Source organism: Nitratidesulfovibrio vulgaris str. Hildenborough (genome assembly GCF_000195755.1).
GTDB lineage: Bacteria > Desulfobacterota > Desulfovibrionia > Desulfovibrionales > Desulfovibrionaceae > Nitratidesulfovibrio > Nitratidesulfovibrio vulgaris.
On record NC_002937.3, the window covers coordinates 1,030,436 to 1,051,376 of the forward strand.

At 62.4% G+C, this 20,941-nt stretch carries 15 protein-coding genes; 11 read left to right on the forward strand and 4 right to left on the reverse strand.

Translation table 11 applies throughout. The features are described 5' to 3' along the window. Positions 1 to 3 precede the first annotated feature (3 nt). The 7 genes from DVU_RS04460 to DVU_RS04490 all read left to right on the forward strand — a co-directional run bounded on the left by DVU_RS04460 (position 4) and on the right by DVU_RS04490 (position 10,987). Positions 4 to 735: a GGDEF domain-containing protein gene (locus DVU_RS04460; protein WP_010938239.1), complete on the forward strand. Its 732-nt coding sequence runs from the start codon at positions 4 to 6 to the stop codon at positions 733 to 735. Positions 736 to 1,086: 351 nt separating this feature from the next. After that, positions 1,087 to 3,981: an insulinase family protein gene (locus DVU_RS04465; protein ID WP_010938240.1), complete on the forward strand. Its 2,895-nt coding sequence runs from the start codon at positions 1,087 to 1,089 to the stop codon at positions 3,979 to 3,981. A gap of 76 nt (positions 3,982 to 4,057) precedes the next feature. Further along, positions 4,058 to 4,492, forward strand: coding sequence for a Fur family transcriptional regulator (locus DVU_RS04470; RefSeq protein ID WP_010938241.1), 435 nt, complete (start codon positions 4,058 to 4,060; stop codon positions 4,490 to 4,492). A 493-nt stretch (positions 4,493 to 4,985) separates the two neighbouring features. Continuing rightward, positions 4,986 to 6,725, forward strand: coding sequence for a YeiH family protein (locus tag DVU_RS04475; protein WP_014524295.1), 1,740 nt, complete (start codon positions 4,986 to 4,988; stop codon positions 6,723 to 6,725). A 53-nt stretch (positions 6,726 to 6,778) separates the two neighbouring features. Next, entirely contained in the window at positions 6,779 to 7,036 is a 258-nt protein-coding gene (locus tag DVU_RS04480) for a hypothetical protein (protein ID WP_010938243.1), read from the forward strand. An 85-nt stretch (positions 7,037 to 7,121) separates the two neighbouring features. After that, complete coding sequence (locus tag DVU_RS04485; protein ID WP_010938244.1) at positions 7,122 to 9,554, forward strand: c-type heme family protein; 2,433 nt, start codon at positions 7,122 to 7,124, stop codon at positions 9,552 to 9,554. 2 nt (positions 9,555 to 9,556) lie between these two features. Continuing rightward, complete coding sequence (locus DVU_RS04490; RefSeq protein ID WP_010938245.1) at positions 9,557 to 10,987, forward strand: sigma-54-dependent transcriptional regulator; 1,431 nt, start codon at positions 9,557 to 9,559, stop codon at positions 10,985 to 10,987. A gap of 55 nt (positions 10,988 to 11,042) precedes the next feature. On the opposite strand, the gene DVU_RS04495 is transcribed toward DVU_RS04490, so the two are convergent. The 3 genes from DVU_RS04495 to DVU_RS04505 all read right to left on the reverse strand — a co-directional run bounded on the left by DVU_RS04495 (position 11,043) and on the right by DVU_RS04505 (position 13,361). Further along, complete coding sequence (locus DVU_RS04495; RefSeq protein ID WP_010938246.1) at positions 11,043 to 11,948, reverse strand: DMT family transporter; 906 nt, start codon at positions 11,946 to 11,948, stop codon at positions 11,043 to 11,045. A gap of 175 nt (positions 11,949 to 12,123) precedes the next feature. Further along, positions 12,124 to 12,552 (reverse strand): peptidase associated/transthyretin-like domain-containing protein, encoded by a 429-nt coding sequence (locus tag DVU_RS04500; RefSeq protein WP_010938247.1) that lies wholly within the window; start codon positions 12,550 to 12,552, stop codon positions 12,124 to 12,126. A 47-nt stretch (positions 12,553 to 12,599) separates the two neighbouring features. Further along, complete coding sequence (locus DVU_RS04505; protein ID WP_010938248.1) at positions 12,600 to 13,361, reverse strand: DUF4198 domain-containing protein; 762 nt, start codon at positions 13,359 to 13,361, stop codon at positions 12,600 to 12,602. A 160-nt stretch (positions 13,362 to 13,521) separates the two neighbouring features. On the opposite strand from DVU_RS04505, the gene DVU_RS04510 reads away from it, so the two are divergent. The 3 genes from DVU_RS04510 to tyrS all read left to right on the forward strand — a co-directional run bounded on the left by DVU_RS04510 (position 13,522) and on the right by tyrS (position 17,123). Next, positions 13,522 to 14,859, forward strand: coding sequence for a molybdopterin molybdotransferase MoeA (locus DVU_RS04510; protein WP_010938250.1), 1,338 nt, complete (start codon positions 13,522 to 13,524; stop codon positions 14,857 to 14,859). Position 14,860: 1 nt separating this feature from the next. After that, complete coding sequence (locus DVU_RS04515) at positions 14,861 to 15,733, forward strand: TIGR00282 family metallophosphoesterase (RefSeq protein ID WP_010938251.1); 873 nt, start codon at positions 14,861 to 14,863, stop codon at positions 15,731 to 15,733. 193 nt (positions 15,734 to 15,926) lie between these two features. Next, complete coding sequence (gene tyrS / locus DVU_RS04520; RefSeq protein WP_010938252.1) at positions 15,927 to 17,123, forward strand: tyrosine--tRNA ligase; 1,197 nt, start codon at positions 15,927 to 15,929, stop codon at positions 17,121 to 17,123. Positions 17,124 to 17,295: 172 nt separating this feature from the next. On the opposite strand, the gene DVU_RS04525 is transcribed toward tyrS, so the two are convergent. Continuing rightward, positions 17,296 to 19,632: an LPS-assembly protein LptD gene (locus DVU_RS04525; RefSeq protein ID WP_011792614.1), complete on the reverse strand. Its 2,337-nt coding sequence runs from the start codon at positions 19,630 to 19,632 to the stop codon at positions 17,296 to 17,298. A 144-nt stretch (positions 19,633 to 19,776) separates the two neighbouring features. Between DVU_RS04525 and alr the strand changes: the two genes are divergently transcribed. After that, positions 19,777 to 20,907 (forward strand): alanine racemase, encoded by a 1,131-nt coding sequence (gene alr / locus DVU_RS04530; protein ID WP_010938254.1) that lies wholly within the window; start codon positions 19,777 to 19,779, stop codon positions 20,905 to 20,907. Positions 20,908 to 20,941: the final 34 nt, after the last annotated feature.

Sequence of the window (20,941 nt, forward strand, 5' to 3'; positions counted from 1 at the left end):
AACATGCCAGAACGATCGCACCGGCGCCTTGTCCATCTGGCATTCCGCATGTTGCAGGGTGCGGCGTTGGGGGCGGGGGCCCCGTTGGGCTGGCTTGTCATCCGCACGCTTCTTGACCTGTCCCCGTCACATCCGGACTATGACTTCTGGCTTTTTCTCTACATCTCGGTAGGGTCCATACTCGTCTTCACCGGCATGGGAGGCTGGGTCGGCAGAGAGGAGTTGCGACTTGAACGGCTGTCGCTGGTCGACCCGCTGACGGGACTCTACAACAGGCGTTCGTTCGAGACGGCGCTTGAGAAGGAGATGGCCCGGTGGCGTCGTCGAGAGGCCCCCGTGGCCCTGCTCATGCTCGACCTCGACCATTTCAAGCTGGTCAACGATACGTGGGGACATCAGGCGGGTGACAGGGTGTTGCAGACGCTTGCCCGTCTTCTGTCCTCTACCGTCCGCATCGAGGACTTGCCCGCGCGGGTCGGGGGCGAGGAGTTTGCCGTCATCATGCCCGAGGTGACAGGTGATGAGGCGTATCAGGCGGCTGAACGTCTGCGCCTTGTCGTGGCCGGGCATCTTTTCGACATCGGTGTCGAATCCATCGAGGTTCGTGTCTCCATTGGTGTGGCGTGCACTGAGATGCAGAACGTGGCTGATGGGGCGACACTGGTACGTCTCGCTGACGAAGCGCTGTACCGCGCGAAGCAGCGCGGGCGCGACAGGGTGGAAACAGCATGGTAGTCGCCACCGGAGGGGGGCATCTGCATTCTGCGTTTCGGCAGAAAGCCGCTACTCGGGACCTGCCCGAATGGGCCGTCTTTCTTTTCGGCCGACTCCTCTGTCTGCCTCCTGATGCGCTCACGTCATTGCCGCCTGTCGTCCTCTAGCCACGGCTGTCAGGGCAAGTCCCCCCGTCTACCATTCTGCGTCCTCTTTTCCTTCTCGCCTCGTCTCCCCTGCCATGCCTTCTCTACCGGGGGGATGCGGCCCTGAAACGTTGTGCCCTGATTGTCATGCGTGGCGAAAACGGGCATTATCATGCGTCGCCTCATGCCCGATGACATTCAGGCGGATACCCGCCAGGAGGATACCATGCAGCTTCACGGATTCGAACTCATAGACGAGACCAACCTCGAAGAACTCTCAAGCCGCGTACGCCGGTGGCGACATGTCGTCACGGGTGCGCAGCTTCTTTCCTTCTGCAATGCCGACGAGAACAAAGTGTTCGGTGTCAGCTTCCGCACTCCCCCCGGCGACTCCACAGGCGTCGCGCATATCCTCGAACATTCGGTTCTTTGCGGTTCCGAGCGTTATCCGGTCAAAGAACCGTTCGTGGAACTGCTCAAGGGGTCGCTCCAGACATTCCTGAACGCCTTCACCTACCCTGATAAGACGTGCTACCCCGTGGCAAGCACCAACCTTCAGGATTTTCGTAATCTTGTTGATGTGTACCTCGACGCGGTGTTCTTTCCGCGTATCGATGAGAACATCTTCCGGCAGGAAGGCTGGCACATCGATGCCGAGACGGCTGACGGCCCATGGAACTACAAGGGCGTCGTCTATAACGAGATGAAGGGCGTCTATTCTTCGCCCGAGTCGGTACTTTCGGAACAGTCGCAGCAGGCGATCTTTCCGGAGCATGTCTACGGGCTGGATTCGGGCGGCAACCCCGAGCGCATCCTTGAACTGACGTATGAGCAGTTCCGCGACTTCCATCGTCGTTTCTATCACCCCGGCAACGGCCGTTTCTTCTTCTGGGGCGACGACCCAGAAGAAGCCCGCCTTGAGCATATCGGGCGGGTGCTGTCGCGTTTCGATAGGCTTGATGTGGATTCCGCTGTGCCTCTCATGGGGCACCGTGACACGCCTCGCCTTCTTGAGGTGCCCTTCGCCGCCGGGGAAGGCGATACCCGTGGCATGGTCACGGTGAACTGGCTTCTTGACGAGACCGTCGATGCAGAGCGCAACTTCGCTTTGCACATGCTCGAACACATCCTCCTGGGGATGCCCGGTTCGCCGCTGCGTCGTGCGCTCATCGAGTCGGGTCTGGGTGAGGATGTCGCCGGTGTAGGTTTGGAAGCCGAACTGCGCCAGATGTACTTCTCCGTGGGGCTCAAGGGCATCGACCCGGCGGATGCCGAGCGGGTCGAGGTGCTTGTCATGGATACGCTTGCCTCCCTCGCAGAGGAGGGGGTTCCGTCCGACGCCATCGAAGCCGCTTTCAACAGCGTGGAGTTCTCTTTGCGCGAGAACAACACCGGACGCTACCCGCGTGGTCTCGCCGTCATGGTGCGTTCTCTCACGACGTGGCTCTATGACGGAGACCCCCTGGCCCTGCTGGCGTTCGAGAAGCCCCTTGCCGCAATCCGTGACGCCATAGCCGCCGGAGGCTACTTCGAGGCGCTCATCAGGCGCTGCTTCCTCGACAATGCCCACCGCGCAACGGTCTCGCTAGTGCCCGACATGACACTGGAGGCGCGTCGTGAAGAGGCCGAGAACAAGCGCATCGAGAAGGTGCAGTCCGCACTTTCGCCCTCCGATAGAGAAGCCGTGGTCTCTCTTGCGGCGACGTTGCGCGCCCTGCAGGAGGCTCCTGATTCGCCGGAGGCGCTCGCCACCATACCGCGTCTGGGTCTTGAAGACCTTGCGCGCGAGAACCGCCCCATTCCCATCGAAGAACGCACATCGGGCGATGTCACCGTCCTGTTCCATGACATCGACACGTCCGGCATCGTCTACTCCGAACTGCTGTTCGACTTGTCTGCCGTTCCTGCAAGGCTTCTGCCGCTGGTTCCGCTCTTCGGGCGGGCCCTGCTCGAGATGGGAACGGCGCGTCACGACTTCGTGGCGCTGGGGATGCGTATCGCCGCGAAGACCGGCGGTATCGAGGCGGATACGCTCTTCGCCACCACCCGCGCCGGACGCAAGCCTGTCGCTCACATGGTGGTGAGCGGCAAGGCCACCCGTGACAATGCCGCGGCCCTGGTCGACATCATGCACGAAGTGCTGCACGAGGCGCTGTTCGATGACGCGGAGCGCTTCGGGCGCATGGTGCTGGAGGAAAAGGCCCGTCAGGAGCATTCGCTGGTGCCTTCGGGCCACGGCGTCGTATCCAGCCGTTTGCGGGCCAGTTTCTCCATGGCTGGCTGGCTTGACGAGGTGACAGGTGGCATCACCTACCTCATGGCCCTGCGCGAACTCGCCGAACGTGTGCGTGACGACTGGCAGGGGGTGCGCGACGACCTTGAAACGCTTCGCACACTTGTCTTGCGTCGAAGCGGGGCTCTCTGCAACCTGACGGCGGACAGCGCCACGGCGGCAGTGGCCATGCCCCTTTTCGACGGGCTTGTCGCGGGACTGCCCGATACAGCAGCCGATGCCGTGGTCTGGGCACCGGATGCACTGCCTGCTGCAGAGGCGCTGGTCGTTCCCGCGCAGGTGAACTACGTGGGCAAGGGCGCCAACCTCTATGACCTTGGCTACGCCTATCATGGTTCGGTGAGCGTGGTGCTCAAGCACCTTCGCATGGCGTTCCTGTGGGACCGGGTGCGCGTGCAGGGCGGGGCCTACGGCGCGTTCTGCGCGTTCGACCGCATGAGCGGGGCCTTCACGCAGGTTTCATACCGCGACCCCAATGTGGAGCGCACCCTTGATGTCTACGACAAGTGCGCCGAGTATCTGCGCACGGTGGAACTCGATGACGCCGCACTCACAAGCGCCATCGTCGGTGCCATCGGCGACCTTGACATGCACATGCTGCCCGACGCGCGCGGTGAGGCCTCGATGCTACGCCACCTTACCGGTGATACGGAAGATGTCAGGCAGACGATGCGCGAGCAGATGCTGGCGACCACGCAGCGGCACTTCCGGGAATTCGCCGATGTGCTGGATGCGGTGGCACGCACGGGCAGGGTGTGCGTCCTCGGTGGAGGCAGTCTCGACGCCGTTGCGGCAACGCGCGGCTGGCAGGCTTTGCGGGTGCTGTAGTGAGCCGTATTCTTGCGCTTTATCTTCCGGAAGGGTACACCTTGCACAGACACCAACCCAAGAGGGATGATGCCCAATGAAGGAACCCATCGCCGTATTTCAGGATTATATCGCGCGCAACAGCCTCAAGGTGACGCCGCAGCGGATGCTCATCGTCGATGTCTTCCTGAAAGTAGGCGGGCATCTCACCACCGAAGAGGTCTATGAGCGTGTCAAGGCCGTCGACCCCTCTGTGGGGCAGGCGACCGTCTACCGAACGATGAAGCTCCTGTGCGACTCAGGTCTCGCCAAGGAAGTGCATTTCGGGGACGGTGTGGCGCGTTACGAGCAGAAGTACGGTAGCAAGCACCACGACCACCTCATCTGCGAGAGGTGTGGCGCCAATATCGAAGTGCTCGACGACGACATCGAACGCTTGCAGGAAGAGTTGGCCAGACGGCACGGCTACGTGCTGACCTCGCACCGGATGTATCTCTATGGCATCTGCGCCTCATGCCGCGAGCGTCGCTGACCGGAAGCGCATGTGAAGACTGCTGTGAGCGGGGGAGGAACCTTGGGGTTCTTCCCCCTTTCGTTTGCAGAAGGACGCCATCGGGCGGGGGCTAGGCATGCGTGCGCTGTCTGCTTCGAATACGCTTCCGGGCATTGTCGCCGTTGGGCAAGTGCGGGTGAACGACACGCGCCGTCCCGAAGACAGCAGGGGGAATGTGTTTGTCGGGGCCCTTCACGCATCGCCTCGGAGGGCTACGACGCGTGGCGTTCATAGGGTGTGCGCCCCTAGGCAACGCCGACTGGACGAATGGAGAAGCGCAAACGCGGGTTTGCGAAAGGGCGCTAACACAGGTTTACGATGCAAAGTGATGTTTGCAGCTTGCCGAGTCGTCCTGCACATTAACATTCTTTAATTAAAAGCTGTTAATGAATCTCTCTTTCTGGCACGCTTCTTGTTCAAAGAAGCACAAACGTGGCGTGTCGTTACGCCACATGTCAGCAAGGAGGGAACAATGGCTGAAAATGAAAGCAACGTCGTGGTCGACCACGGGCAGTCGCGTCTGTCCGACCTGTGGACCAAAGAGGACTACTGGGCCATCTGGCTTGGTTTCGTCATTCTCATCGCAGGGATGTGGTTGTTCCTCGCCAATCCTTCGCCCGAATTCGCGCAGAAGGTGGACAAGGCCAACGCGGTCATGGCGGCAGAGGCCGAACGCGCGCCCTTCAAGACCCTTGCCTACTACAAGGCACAGGATGACAAGGGCAAGCTCAAGGCCATGGACTCCGCCACCGGCAAGTCCATCGGAGCCTTCCTGAAGGCGCCCGGAGGCTGGACATCGAATCCTCTCGAGTCCTTCGTGCTTTCCAAGGAAGCCGCCGAGGAGCGCAACGCCGCGGCAAAGTCGAAGTTCGAGGCCGCAAAGGCCAAGTCCGATGCCGCATTCGCTGCCGCGCAGGTGGCTGAGGCAGCCGCCGCAGAAGCCGGTTTTGCCGACACCGCACTCAATGACGCCGCGCAGGGCAAGATCGCCGAATGGCGCGCAGACCTTGCCAAGATGAAGTCCGCCGAGAAGAAGGTGAAGACCAAGGCCTTCAACATCTCCACGTCGCTGCCGATGCTCATGGTGGTCATGGGGCTGTTCTTCGCCATCGGCATGAAGTTCATGGGCCATGATGTTCCCAAGTTCCTTGTCGGCTTCATCGGCGTGTTCGTGGTTGCCGTCATCGCGCAGATGATGGGCCACCAGAGCACCATGAAGTACTGGGGCATCGGCACCGAAGCGTGGGCCATCATCATCGGGATGCTCATCGCCAACACCGTGGGCACGCCCAATTTCATCAAGCCCGCCCTGCAGGTCGAGTACTACATCAAGACCGGTCTTGTGCTGCTGGGTGCCGAAGTGCTGTTCGACAAGATCATCGCCATCGGCATCCCCGGTATCTTCGTGGCATGGGTCGTCACCCCCATCGTGCTCATCTGCACCTTCATCTTCGGTCAGAAGATCCTGAAGATGCCTTCGAAGACGCTGAATATGGTCATCTCCGCCGACATGTCGGTGTGCGGCACCTCTGCTGCCATCGCCACGGCTGCGGCCTGCCGCGCCAAGAAGGAGGAGCTCACCCTGTCCATCGGCCTGTCGCTGGTGTTCACCGCCATCATGATGATCGTCATGCCTGCCTTCATCAAGTCCGTGGGCATGCCGCAGATTCTCGGCGGTGCATGGATGGGCGGTACCATCGACGCCACGGGTGCCGTTGCCGCTGCCGGTGCGTTCCTCGGCGAGAAGGCCCTGTACGTGGCTGCCACCATCAAGATGATCCAGAACGTGCTCATCGGTGTGGTCGCCTTCGGTGTGGCCGTGTACTGGTGCGCCCGCGTCGAATGCACTTCGGGCCGTAGCGTGGGCTGGATCGAAATCTGGAACCGCTTCCCCAAGTTCGTCCTCGGCTTCCTCACCGCGTCGATCATCTTCTCGATCATCTCCGGCAGCCTCGGCTCGGACATGAGCCAGATCATGGTCAACCAGGGCGTCCTGAAGGGTCTGTCGTCGCCGCTGCGTGGCTGGTTCTTCTGCCTCGCCTTCACCGCCATCGGTCTTGCCACGAACTTCCGTGAACTGGCGCACTACTTCAAGGGCGGCAAGCCGCTCATCCTGTACGTGTGCGGTCAGAGCTTCAACCTTGTGTTGACGCTGACCATGGCCTACATCATGTTCTACATCGTCTTCCCGGAAATCACCGCGAAGATTTAAGGGAACGGCTGGCGGGGGCTACGGCCCCCGCCTCAATCCGCAAGGAGCGAAAGATGGTACAGGCGAGTCTTCCGGTGAGGCTGCTGCGACTCGGATTCGGCATCGGGGTGTTGTGGTTCGCGTTCTGGGTGGTGGGGCCGCGCATCGTCGCCAGTGTTCCGGCCCTTGCCCACTACGGTGCGGTGCAGGACATCTACGGTATCCGTAGCGGAGCGCTCTATTACAATGATGTGGACGCCACGCAGGCTGCCGAGAACAATTCACGGGACAGTTGGCGGTTCACGCCCCAGGGACCGGAACAAGGGGGCTAGCCGTTGACGGGGCACGCTCCTGCCCCTAGACTCCGTTTCATTCTGTAACGCGGCCCCGTGCCGCCTTTTTCGCTTTCGAGACGCCATGCACAATCGCAAATCGCATACTCTGGAGCACAAGTTCCTGCTCAGCCTCGGGCTTGCCGGACTTGTCCTGTGCGTGGTCTTTTCCTTCATATTCTATGTGCATATGCGTGGAGTGGTCGAAGAGCAGGTGCGTGACAAGGCCGAACTGGTCTTCGCCCAGATTGACGCCATTCAGGGGTACGTGCGCGAGACGCTCCGGCCCAGCATGTTCAAGACGCACCCCGGCGAGTTCTTCATCGAGGGCATGTCCTCTTCGTTCATTTCCCGGAATATCATGGAACGCATGGGCGACAAGGCTGTCGGCCATGTCTACAGGCGGGTCGCCATCGGCGCACGCAACCCGGCGTCGGAGGCGGATGAGCTTGAGCGGTCGCTCATCGAGCGGTTCCGGGCTCGCGAGGACGAGACGCAGTGGGCCGGAACGCTGAACCTTCGCGGTACCGATCATTTCGTCATCACCCGGCAGGTGCGCTTCACGGCCGAATGCATGCCTTGCCATGGCGTGCCAGGCGACGCGCCGCCGGAGCTCATCCGCATGTATGGCGAAAGGGGCTTCGGGCACAAACTCGACAGCATCGACGGGCTCGACTTCGTCGCGTTCCCTGTCGGTTCCAGCGAAGCGCAGCTCAAGGGTGTCATCACCTCCTATTTCATTCTCTTCGTGCTCTGCGCCACGTTCTTCTTTGCCACTGCATTCTTCGTGTTCAGGGTGCTCGTCGTGCGCCGTCTGCATGACCTTGCCGCCTCGTTCAGAAAGACGCTCGGTTTCGACGGGCAATCGCGAGCGCTTGAACGCCTCGACGGGCTTCAGGAAGGGGACGAGGTCGAAGAGATCGTCGAACGGTTCGAGGATGTGGCACATCATCTCGCCGAGGCCCGTAACCAGTTGCAGGCGTATGCCGACAATTTGCGCGACATGGTGGACGCCCGCACCGAGGCCCTTTCGCAGGAGGCCGCAGAACGGCGCGCCGACGTGAGCCTGTTCGTGCAACTGCTCGAAGACATGCGTGGAACCCATACCCGCGAGCGTCTCTGGCGCGGAGCCCTGCCCCAGATTGCTAAACGGTTCGGCACGCGGCGTGTGGGCTATGTCTGCACCTTCGTGTCGCACAACCATTATGTGTGGCCGTCCAATGAACCCCTCCCGGAATTGCCTGAACCGCTCACCCCGCTGCTTACGGAGGGGCGTGTGCATGTTTTCGGAACGCGGGTCTTCGTGCCGGTGGAAGCGCAGGACGGGGCGACCGAGGGGTTGCTCTGCCTCGAATGGGCGACGCCCGAAGAGGCTGCGAGGCAGAATATGGATGTCTTGCGCGCACTCGGCAGACAGCTAGGAACCGTAGCCGAGAACATCTCTGCGCTCGATCGCATGATGCGGCAGATGGACCTGCTGCAAGCCGTCTTCGATGGTGTCGGCGACCCTCTCGCACTCCTCGACGCCAAGGGGCGACTTGTCATCGCCAATGATGGCGCACGGCGTCTGGCTACCGAACTCGGCGGCACCGACGGCTACGGCAATCTGCTGGCACCGTTGCTCGGTACGTCGTGCGAGACCGAGATCGAAGCCGTTGCCCATGGCGGAGCCGTGTTGCACCGAGAGGTGCAACTGGATGACGGCAGGTCTTTCAGTGTGCAACTCTATCCCTTGCCGCGTGTCGAGGAACGCCCCGGCAGGGTGGCGGCCTACATCCATGAAACCACCGCCGAGCGCCGGATGCTCGCCCGCGTGAATCAGAGTGAACGCATGGCCACGGTGGGCAAGCTTTCTGCGGGCCTTGCCCATGAGATCAACAACCCGCTGGGCGTCATCCTGTGCTATGCCGAACTGCTGCGCCAGGGGGCGACCGCAGAACAGCAGGACGACCTGGGCATCATCCTGCGGCATACCCGGCAGGCCCAGAAGGTGCTGCGCGACCTGCTCGACTTCGCGCGGCCCAAGGCCTTTGAGGGGGTGCTGACCGACGCGGCTGGTGTGGCGCGGCGCATGGCGGAGGTCTTCGGGCCTCAGGCCGCCCACCGTGGGGGACGGGTACAGGTCGAGGCTGAAGATGGCTTGCCGCCTGCCCGCATCGGTGAGCAGGCCCTTGAGCAGATACTCTCGAACCTGCTCCTCAATGCCATCGATGCGCTCACAGGCGAGGATGGACTCATCAGAATACGGCTTCGCAGCCATGGGCTGAACGTCCGTATCGATGTGGAGGACAATGGCCTCGGGGTGGAGACCGATGCCCTGCAACGGGTGTTCGACCCGTTCTATACCACCAAGGAGACAGGCACAGGGTTGGGGCTTTCCGTCGTCTATGGCATCGTGACCGATGCCGGAGGCACGGCGGAGGTCTTGCAAAGCCATGAACTGGGCGGTGCCGTCTTCCGGGTGACACTGCCGGCCGGGACCGCCCCTGAAGCCGGGGCCACAGAGGAGAAGGTGTAGGAATGGCAAACAGGCAGAGGGTGCTTCTCGTCGATGACGAGCAGGATTTCGCCAACGGGCTGGCTCGCCTCATAGCCCGTCTTTTTCCAGACGTGCACGTGGATGTCGCCTTCTCCGGTCAGGACGCGCTGGAGCATATCCGCAAGCAGCGCGTCCACGTCATGGTGACCGACCTGCGTATGCCGGGTATGGGCGGCATGGAACTGCTCAGGCGGGTCATGGAGACGGAACCCGATGTGAGCGTCGTGGTGCTCACCGCCCACGGCACCATCGAGACCGCGGTGGAAGCGTTGCAGGCCGGGGCCTACGATTTCGTGACCAAGCCCGTCGAGCCTGAACAGGTGGCGCGCGTCCTTCGCAAGGGACTTGAGAGGGCACGCCTGCTCGACGAGAACAGGCGCTTGCGCGACCTCGTGGCACTGGTGGGCGAATCCGGTGAACTGGTGGGCGAGAGCCCCGCCATGCAGTCTGTACGCCGCACCGTCGCCACGGTTGCCCCTTCCGACTACACCGTGCTCATTCGTGGCGAGTCGGGTACCGGCAAGGAGATGGTCGCGCGGATGGTACATCGTTTAAGTCCGCGTGTTGACGAACCCTTTCTTGCCCTCAATTGTCCGGCCATTCCCGAACATCTGCTTGAGAGCGAGCTCTTCGGTCACGTCCGGGGAGCATTCACAGGCGCGGAAAGGGATCGCAAGGGCCTGTTCTCCATTGCCGACGGTGGCACTGTCCTGCTTGATGAAATCGGTGACATCTCATCGAACATCCAGACAAAACTGCTGCGCTTCCTGCAAGAGGGAGAGGTGCGCCCCGTGGGGTCGCCCCGCAATGAGCACGTGGACGTCCGCATCATCGCCTCCACCAATCAGGACCTTGAAGCCCGCATGGCGTCGCGCGACTTTCGCGAAGACCTCTTCTACCGCCTCAATGTCGTCACCATCTGGGTTCCGCCGTTGCGTGAACGGCTTTCAGACATCCCTCTGCTTGCGGCGACGTTCCTCGCCCGTGCAAGTCGGGAACTCGGTGTACCGCAGCGTGACTTCGATGAAGGCGTCCTCGACCATCTCATGCGGCGCGAATGGCCGGGCAACGTGCGTGAATTGCAGAACTACGTGCGCAGGCTCGCCCTGTTCAGCCGGGGGGATGGCATCACGCTTGATGCCGTGCAACAGGCCGAACAGAGCGAGAGCGGAGCCCCTGCCGCCCTCTGTGTGCCGTCTCCCGTGGCGGAGGGAGAGGTGATGCCCTACAAGGATGCCAAGGCATCGCTGGTCGAGTCGTTCAGTGAGAGGTACCTGCGCGACCTTCTGGAGAGTACGGGGGGCAATGTCACCGAGGCTGCCAGACTTTCGGGGCTGTCGCGCGTGTCCATCCAGAAGATGGTCGCCCGTTACGGTATCGATGCCGCAGCCATGCGTGCCAACGGCAGTTGACCGATGGCTGGCCGTGGGCCCGTGCCGCTCCTAGGTGGTCAGGCCCCGGACATCATCACTTCGCGGCTGGTGCCCGCTGCATCGTGGCGATGAGGATGCCCCCGACGATGAGGGCGCAACTTGCCACGTGGGCGAGGGTTATCGTCTCGCCGAGAAGCAGGGCGGCTTCTGTCGCACTGAAAAGCGGTAGCGAATAGTAGACCAGTGCCGATTTGGCCGGGCCTATACGCTCAACGGCGACACTCCAGCACAGGTACGCCAGCAACGAGGCGCCAATGCCGATGTAGAGCACTGCGCCGACCACGGCGGGAGTCACCGCGAGTTGCGCACCGTGCCCCCATTCCCAAGCGAGCATGGGAAGGATGCCCACGACGCCGATGGCGAACGTGGTGGTCAGCGACCCGAGGGCCGAAATGCCTTCGGGTTTCTTGCGTAGCAGGACGGAGTAGCTTGCGAAGGTGAGCGCAGCTGCCAGCATCCACAGGTCGCCGACGGCGAATCGCAGCGAGGCGAGGCGTGTGAAGTCCCCTCTGGTGACAAGGACGAGTGTCCCGCAAAGCGAGACGGCGACCCCGGCGGCGCGGCGCAGGGTGACGGCCTCACCGAGAAGGATGCGGGAAAGGATGATGATCCAGACGGGCGACGAACTGGCTATGAGCGCCATGTTGATGGCTTCGGTGGTACGCCCCGCAATGTAGATGAACGTGTTGAACACCGAGACGCCCGTGATGCCTGCCATGATGAAATAGGTGAGGTTGGCGCGCAGAAGCGGCATGTCGCGGCGCACGGCACCAAGCCCGAAGGGCAGAATCACCACGAGGGCCGTGACCCAGCGCAGAAAGGATGTGGTGACGGGGGGGACGGTGTCGGCGAGGGCGCGGGCCACGATGAAGTTGCCCGACCAGATGACGGTGGCGGCAAGGGCGCAGAGGTAGCCAGTTGCCTTGGCAGAACGGGGCATGATGCTTCCTGGTAGGCTTCGGTTGGTAAGAAGCTAGCTCATGCGATGTTGGGGGCTTGCCGTCAAGTAGGCACTTTTGCGGAACCAAGGCTCGTGGGAGGGGGGGGCACTGCCATCCCGGCCCGTCGGCCTTTCCGTGTGCGGGAAGCGGAAAGGCCGACGGGGGGCTGGGCTGCTAGGCGTTGCGCCTGCGCAGGAGGGCTGCGCTCATGGCGATGTTGCCAAGTAGCGACAGGCCGAGGAGAGTCGCCGTGAGGCCGGAAGGGCCTTCGGCGTTGCCGGAAGGCTGTCGGGCGGTGGATGAGTCCGCACCGGCAGCAATGGTCATTTCAGAGCGGTGTCCCATGCCGTCGCTGACGACGAGGCGCCATGAGCCGGGCTTGTCCGGAAGGACGGCGATGCGGCCCTTCGCGTCTGTTCGGGCGTTCTGGTGCTCGACCCCTTCCGGGTCGAAGAGGGTCGCCTCGGCGAACGCCATGGGGGTGCCGTCGGAGTAGTAGAAGCGGATTGCCTCGGCGTTGAGCGTTTCAGGCACATGGCCGACGCCATGAGCGTGGGCGGTGTCGTTCCATGCCGCAAGCACCGTGAGTAGTGCTATTGCCATGGCATTCAAGGCGACCGGGCGCGTGAGGCGGAAACCCTGAAGCACGTCTACCTCACAGGGAATACGAGCGTGGCGCGCATCACATGGGCGTCATACTCTGCCGTCTTCGTCCTGTCGGTGTGTTCAACGCGCACCATCCACAAGCCCGATGTCGAAAGCCTGATGGACGCTAGGCCGTCCCCGCCCGGTTCCGTAAGGTAGGCCCATGTGTTGGCGGCGTCACTGAACCCGTCATACGTGGCGGTCACGCTTTCGGGTGCGAAGGGCTTGCCGTCGAGCAGTACCTTGAAGCGGACGGTGTCTCCGGGGCGGGCCGCAAGCGGGTTGTCCACGGGGACGATCTCGAGCCTGTCTCCAGCGACCTTATCAAACCCTTCGGTCTTGCCGTCGACCGGAAGGAGCGTCTTGGCGAATTTCTCGTACTTGTTGCTGGTGATGGCATTCTTGTGGGTGTCGCGCCCGCCCTTCAGCCAGCCTTTGGGGGTGTTGCTCCAGATTTCCCCTTTGCGGTGGGCACGAAGCAGCGCTGCGCCGGACTTGCCAAGCTTCACCTTGCCCTCATGCTGGAGGAAGACGCTGTCGGCCTGCAAGGTGATATCCTTGCCTTCGTAGGTCGCTGACACGCTGGCGGGGTCTTCGAGTTCTTCACTTTTGAGAAAGGCGTGAGTGGCTACCAGTCCGAACGGTACTTCCTGCCCGGTGTGGTACACCTGCCACGGTTGCGGAACGAGTGCGAATTCGTGGGCCGCAGCCCCGGACGGCAGGGCAAGAAGCAGGGTGATGACGGACGCGGCGATGCGGGTACGCATGAGTGACTCCCTGAAATGTGTGTTACGAATAATAAAAAAGTATGCGCTATGGGTAGTCTTATTTCAAAAAGGTGTCAAGGTGGAAAGGCTTCTGTGGGTTGCCCCCTTGCCATGGGCAGGGTATGGACGTGATTTCGATCGCCAAGAAGGGAGCATGTCCATGCAGCAACGATTCTTCAGGGTGTTGACGGTCTCGGAACTCGTGGCACTGCTACGTACCTGTGCCCCTCTGGGTGCGGAATGCCCGACAGCGGGGCGCAGTGACTCCTTGCCTATCGAGGATGCAGCTTCTCTCGACTCTTCCGATGCGCCTACTTCCCTTGAATCGTCCGGTTCCCTTGATTCGCTGGACGGGCGAGTGCTTGCCAAGGCCGTGGTCGCGCGCGAGAACCTTCCGGCTACGCACCGGGCCGCCATGGACGGGTATGCCGTGCGCGCTGCCGACCTTTTCGGGGCGTCCGAGGGCAGTCCGGCATATCTCGATGTCGTGGGGCATAGTGCCATCGACGCCCGACCGGATGTGACTCTCGGCCCCGGACAGTGTCTCGGCATCGTCACAGGTGGAACCTTGCCCGAAGGGGCGGATGCCGTCCTCATGGTGGAATATGCCCACGACCTCGGGGGCGGCGCCATCGAAGCGCACCGGCCCGTTGCGCCGTGGGAGAATGTGATGCTCCGGGCCGAGGACGCGGAAGAAGGGCGCGTCGTCCTGCCTGCGGGTACGCTTCTGCGACCGCAGGAAGTGGGCCTTCTGGCCGCATTGGGCGAGACGGCACCTTTGGTGCATCGCAGGCCCCGTGTGGCGGTCATCTCGACTGGCGACGAACTGGTTCCCGCCGATGCGACCCCGCGTGACGGGCAGATTCGCGATGTGAACACCCATACGCTGGCATGTCTTGTGCGTCGCGCCGGGGCCGTGCCCCGCTGCATGGGACTCGTACCCGATGTCTTGCCCGCGCTGGAAGCCGCATTGCGGCAGGGGCTTGAAACAGCCGACGTCGTGTTGCTTTCCGGCGGTAGTTCTGTCGGTGTGCGTGACCTCACCGTGGCGGCGCTTGAACGCATCGAAGGGGCCGAGTTGCTGTGCCACGGTGTGGCCATCAGCCCCGGCAAGCCGCTCATCGTCGCGCGTGTCGGTGAAAAGCTGGTGTGGGGGCTGCCCGGTCAGGTTACGTCGGCGCAGGTGGTCATGCACGTCCTCGGTATGCCTTTCCTGCGGCATCTGGCCGGATGGCAGGATGCGTTCGACATGTCGCGCTGGCCTTCGCGTCGTGCGGTGCTTGCCCGGAACACGGCCACCCGTCAGGGACGTGAGGACTACATCCGGGTTCGTCTCGACCCTCGCCCCGACGACCTGCCAGAGGCCGTTCCGCTGTTCGGCAAGTCCGGCCTGCTCAAGACCCTCGTCGGTTCCGACGGGGTCGTCCGCATCCCCGCCGAAGTCGAAGGACTGGAGCGTGGTGCGCTGGTCGACGTGTTGCTCTTCGGGGAACGCTAGGATGCGCATCCTCGTTTTCGGCGACGTAGTGGGCAAGCCGGGGCGCCTTGCCCTGCGTGAGCGCCTGCCCTCGCTTCGGGTGGCCCATGCGGCCGATGTGGTGGTGGTCAACGGCGAGAATGCCTCCGGGGGTATCGGACTCACGGTTGAGTCCATGCGCGAGTTGTTCGCCTGCGGTGTCGACATCCTGACCAGCGGCAACCACATCTGGAAGCATCGCGAAATCTACGCCACCCTCGACCGCGAACCACGACTGCTGCGCCCGGCGAATTACCCGGACGGTAGCCCCGGCAGGGGGGTGTATGTGCATGAACTGTCCGACGGCAGGCGGGTGGCGGTACTGAATCTCCTCGGGCGCACCTACATGGACGCGCTGGAGTGTCCCTTCCGTACGGCGGACATGCTGCTTGCCTCCGTGCCAGAGGACGTGACTGTGCGTATCGTCGATTTCCATGCCGAGGCCACCAGCGAGAAGAAGGCACTGGGCTGGCATCTGGACGGGCGCGTCTCGGCGGTACTGGGAACCCATACCCATGTGCAGACTGCCGATGCCATGCTGCTGCCCGGTGGTACTGCGTACCTGACCGACCTTGGCATGTGCGGGGTCGAGGCGTCGGTGCTGGGCATGGACCACAAGGTCATCGTAGACCGCTTTCTGACGGCCATGCCACAACGGTTCAGACCCGCATCGGGGCGTGGTTCACTGAATGGCGTGTTCCTTGAGGTGGATGATGCCACAGGGCAGGCGCTGCGCATGGAGTGCCTGCGAGAGGGGTGCCCCACTGCCGTGCGCGAGGTGTGGCGCGGCGAGGCGGAGATGCCCGCAGAGATGCCAGCAGAAAGGCCCGATGACGAGTCCGGGCAGAGGCCATGAGCGTGATGGGGCGTGTAAACCCCATGCCGGGTGCTCACGCATCGCCCTGCCCTCTCCTGTAGTGGGCGATTGTGCCGCATCGGGTTGAAGACAGGGCCATGGGAGTCCGGCGAGACGGCGTGGGTGCAGAAGATTGACACGGCAACGGTTCTCTGCAAGACCGTGCCGATACCATACAATCGGGGTTAGCGTAATGATCGACATCGACAGGCAACTGGAGCACATCAAGCGGGGCTGCGCCGAACTCATCGACGAGGGTGAACTCCGCAAGAAGCTTGAGCGGGGCACGCCGTTGCGCATCAAGGCGGGGTTCGACCCCACTGCGCCCGACCTGCACCTCGGGCACACGGTGCTCATCCACAAGCTGCGCCATTTTCAGGAACTCGGCCACACCGTAATCTTCCTCATCGGCGACTTCACCGGGCTCATCGGTGACCCCTCGGGTCGTTCCGATACCCGTCCGCCGCTGACGCGCGAGCAGGTGCTCGCCAATGCCGAGACCTACAAGCAGCAGGTCTTCAAGATTCTCGACCCGGAAAAGACCGTGGTCGACTTCAATTCGCGCTGGATGGGTGAATTCGGCGCGGCGGACTTCATCAGGCTCGCATCTCGCTATACCGTGGCGCGGATGATGGAGCGTGACGATTTCGAGAAACGCTACAAGGAAGGACGCCCCATCGCTGTCCACGAATTCCTGTACCCGTTGGTGCAGGGCTACGATTCCGTGGCCCTCAAGGCCGATGTGGAACTGGGCGGTACGGACCAGAAGTTCAACCTGCTCGTGGGGCGGCATCTGCAGTCTCAATACGGGCAGGAGCCTCAGTGCATCCTCACCATGCCGCTCCTCGAAGGGCTGGATGGCGTCAAGAAGATGTCAAAATCCCTGGGCAACTATGTGGGTATCGATGAATCGCCCGCCGACATGTTCGGCAAGCTCATGTCCGTCTCAGACGAACTGATGTGGCGCTACTTCGAACTCATCTCCTCGCGTTCCCTTGATGAAATCGCCGACCTTCGCCGCAAGGTGGAGACGGGTGAGGCGCATCCCAAGCTGGTGAAGGAGTCGCTGGCCTACGAATTGACCACCCGCTACCATGGCGAAGACAAGGCCGCAGAGGCACAGCAGGGCTTCAATGCCGTATTCGCCGGTGGCGGCGTGCCGGACGACGCGCCGGTGCATGCCTGCGACCATGGCGACGACAGCACCCCGCCCGCCTTCCTTGAAGCCGCAGGACTCGTGAAGTCCCGTGGCGAGGCCAAGCGCCTCATCAAGGAAGGGGCACTGTCTGTGGATGGGGTACGCTGCGATGACGCCAATAGCCCCCTTGCCTCTGGCGAGTACGTCATCAAACTCGGCAAGAAGCGCTTCCTGCGCCTCACCGTGCGCTAGCTACGCTTCGATTCTATTTCGCCCCCGGCAGCCCGGTGTAAGCACAGCTGGGTGATACGAGGGCGTGGCAGACAATGCCAGAAGAAGCCCCCTCCTGCGATGCGGGAGGGGGCTTCTAGTATCTTCAGGCTTCGACAGCCGGGTCATGCGCGCCGAAGAGTGGCGGAGGGTATCAGTTCGTGAGTCCGGGCAACTCCACGAGGAATTCTATCCCTTCGTCATAGACGTCGTAGGTGTAGCGCAGGATGAACTTGTAGCAGGGGTTGCTGTAGATGAGGTCGAAAGCGCGTTCGTAGCCTTCCTGACGCACGAAGTCATAGTACATGTGCCCGGCGGCCGACCATGGCCCCCACATGTTGACGGCGGCGGTGAGCGTGGCGAGGTTGCCTGTATAGGCGCGTTTCCGGTTGTATTCGTCCAGCTTCGGTCTGTAGCTGTACCCCGTGCTGATATAGCCCCACCGCTGTGATGTGAAGGTCACGCCCTGGTCGTGCCGCGTGAAGTCTCCAAGATAGGGCGACCAGTCGCTGCGCGTGTAGATGCTCAGCCAGTCGAACACGCCGAACCGAAGGTCGGAGATCATGTCCATGAAAGGACGGCGCGGATAGTCTTCGAGGTCGTCGTTGCGGTCCATCTCGCGCAGGTCGTAACCGCTTTCAAGACGCCAACGTATCACGTCGAGATAGTCGTAGGCGACCTTCTGGTACTCCTCTTCGCTGTCAGGGTCGCGTGCAGGCACCACCGTGCCACGCTTGCGGGTGAGGATATTGGTGACGGAGTAGACGAGTTCGCTTCTGGGGCCGATTCTGTCGCTGTCGTCGTAGTAGGGGTTACGGTCCTGATCGACGTTGGCGATATTGCGGTACTCGATACGGGGTTGCACCCGGTGGTAGACGGACTTCCAGTGGCGTGTGCCGACCTCTTCTGTGGCGGGGTCGAGGGCGCCGTCTTCAAGGTCCCACACGCGGCCCACTTCGGTGAACGCCGCGACGTTGTAGTCAGGCAGTGAGCGGTAGTCACCGGTGGGTGCCGGTTCGCCATCGAGTCCCTTCGCTCGTTCCGTATTATACATGGTCTGTCGCCAGCCCATGCTGGCGATGACGGAACCGTAACGGCTGTTCATGGGCAGCGTCACACGTGGCGCTATTTCGGTACGTCCGCCCTGCGTGCCGTTGCGGCGGTGGAAATACACCGTCTGGGCTTCGGCCTCGATTTCGAGGGGCATTTCCTCGAAGGCCCTGCCCTTGTGCAGGAACACGTCAAGTTGGGGCAGGCGCTGGACGGTGGTGTCGGCGCTGTAGTTCTTGTTGCCGTGCCCGAGCGAAGGGTCCTGCTCGTAGCGGGCGCTCAGGGCCACTGTGGCCCTGTCCCATTCACGGTAGACCATGCCCTGCGAGATGCGGTTGCGGTCAAGTTCACGGATGTCGCGGCCGAACAGTTCGAAGAGTTGTGAACGGGATTTCCCGAAGCCTGACATGCCGCTGTTGAACTCACGCAGGAAGTTCTGGTCCGACACGTAGTCGAGGTCGAGCTTGTATCGCCAGTCGGGGTCGCCGAGTCTGCCTTCGGTCATGCCGCGCAGCCAGAATCGCTCGCTGTTGGTGCGTACCAGGCCGTCCTTGGCGATGGGGTCGTCGGCGTCGTTCTTGACGGTCGTGAGGTCGTCAAGCCAGTCGAAGCGCATCCACATGGCGGTGTCCGAAGCCTCGCGCGAGCGGTACTCCACGCCGTGCATGAAGCCGCGTTTCTCCATCCAGTACTCGTTGATGGTGACGTCTCGCCGGTCGTCGACTGCCCAGTAGAACGGCTGGTTGTAGTACACGCCCCGGCGGGTACTCATACCGTACTCCGGCATGAGAAGACCCGTCTGGCGGGTACGCTTGGCGGGCAGTATCATATAGGGCGAGTAGGCAAGACTGGTGTCGGCCACATCGAATGTGGCACCGAAGAGTTGGGCGTAGCCGTCGATCTCGACCACGGCCTGCTCGGCATTCATGGACCACGCCTCACCGTCGGGAGGGCACGAGGTCACCTTGGCCTTTTCAAAGGTGTAGTAGTCGCCCCATTTCTTGGTGACCCGCTCACCCGTGAAATAGATGTGCGGGCCTTCCATGAATATCTCGCCCTTCTGCATCCATCCCGTGCGGCTGCGCAGGTCGAATTCGGCTTCTTCGGCACGTATGGTCTCGGTGCCGGTGAACACCTCGACGTTGCCCTTGAGGTAGACCCAGTTGGTCGTGGAGTAGTAGCGGGCATAGTCGGCCTTGAAAAATTCGTTACCACGCCGCAGGGCGACCTGGCCGGTGGCTTCGAGGATCTTGCTCTCGTTGAGTGTGGAGAGGTTGTCCGCAGTGAGGTGCCATGTCACGGTCTCGGCATCGTCGGTGCGCATCTCGAGCACGCTCGCCGAGGCGAGCACCGGGGCGGGGGTGGTGGCCTCGGCCACGCAGCAACACACAAACGCCATCAACGCCGCCGCGACGGCGCGTGTCTTTCTGCCGAGAGTCATGAACTGTCCGTTATGGTTGAATGTCTTTCCTGTAGGGGATAGAATCCTCTGGCGTCGATACGACCGTTGTCGTGTAGCACAGCTTGAACGCGAGGAAAAGTTCTACAACGCCGCAACTCCGGGATTGTTCCGCCGGGAGGCTCCATGCCCATATCCTACAACAAGGCGAGTGTTGTCGTCAGTCTCCAATCCATAATCGCCAACTATCGCCGGATTCGTACGGTGGCACAGCGGCCCATGCCCGTCATCAAGTCCGATGCGTACGGCCACGGCCTTGAAGCTGTGGGCATGGCCCTTGAGGCCGAAGGTGCACGTGAATGCGCCGTCGGTACGGTGGGGGAGGGGGCGAAGCTGCGCAAGGCCGGTTTCGGGGCGGATATCGTCGCCCTGCTTGGGGCCCTCGACAGAGAGGACGCCCAGTTGGCGGCCTCTTCCGGCATCATCCCCACCGTCCTTGATATCGCCGGGCTTGAACGCCTTGCCGCGCAGGGTACCCCCGAAAGGCCGGTGCGCGTGGCGCTCAAGTTCGATACGGGCATGGCCCGTCTCGGCTTCACGGAACATGATGTGTCTGCCCTTTGCGAGCGTCTGCGCACCCTGCCTTCGGTGCGGCCCGTCATGGCGGTATCGCATCTCGCCGTTGCCGACGACCCCACCCAGTCGGCCTTCACGATGGCGCAGGGGGCCGCATTCGCGCGTATCATGGCGGGGCTTCGAAGCAACTTCCCCGATATCATGGGGTCGCTGTCAAACTCCGCAGCCACGCTGGCGCACCCGCAACTGCACTGGGACGTGCAGCGTCCCGGCATCGCCCTCTATGGTTCGAATCCCCTTCGCGGGACGGCCCTTGCACGGCATGGCGAAGGGCTGTTGCCCGCCATGTCCGTCTCCGTGCCGGTGTTGCAGGTCCATCCGCTGCCCGCGGGGCGTAGTATCAGCTACGGGCGGACGTACACCGCCACCAAAGATGCGACCGTGGCCATCATAGCCGCCGGATACGCCGACAACTACAGCCGCGCCCTGTCAGGGCGTGGTGTTGCTGTAGCTGGCGGGCGGCGTGTGCCTGTTCTTGGTCGCGTGTGCATGCAGACCACGGCCATCGACGTCACCGACGTACCCGGCATCGCCACGGGAGACCGTGTATGGCTGCTTGGTGGCCCCGGCCCCGCCACGGTCTCGGCTGATGAACTGGCCGACCTGTGGGGGACGATATCCTATGAAGTGCTGTGTCTGCTTGGCATGAACCCGCGCAGGCATGACGACTCTGTGGAGTAGCCATGTACGCGTGCCGGCGCCACCCATGCGATGT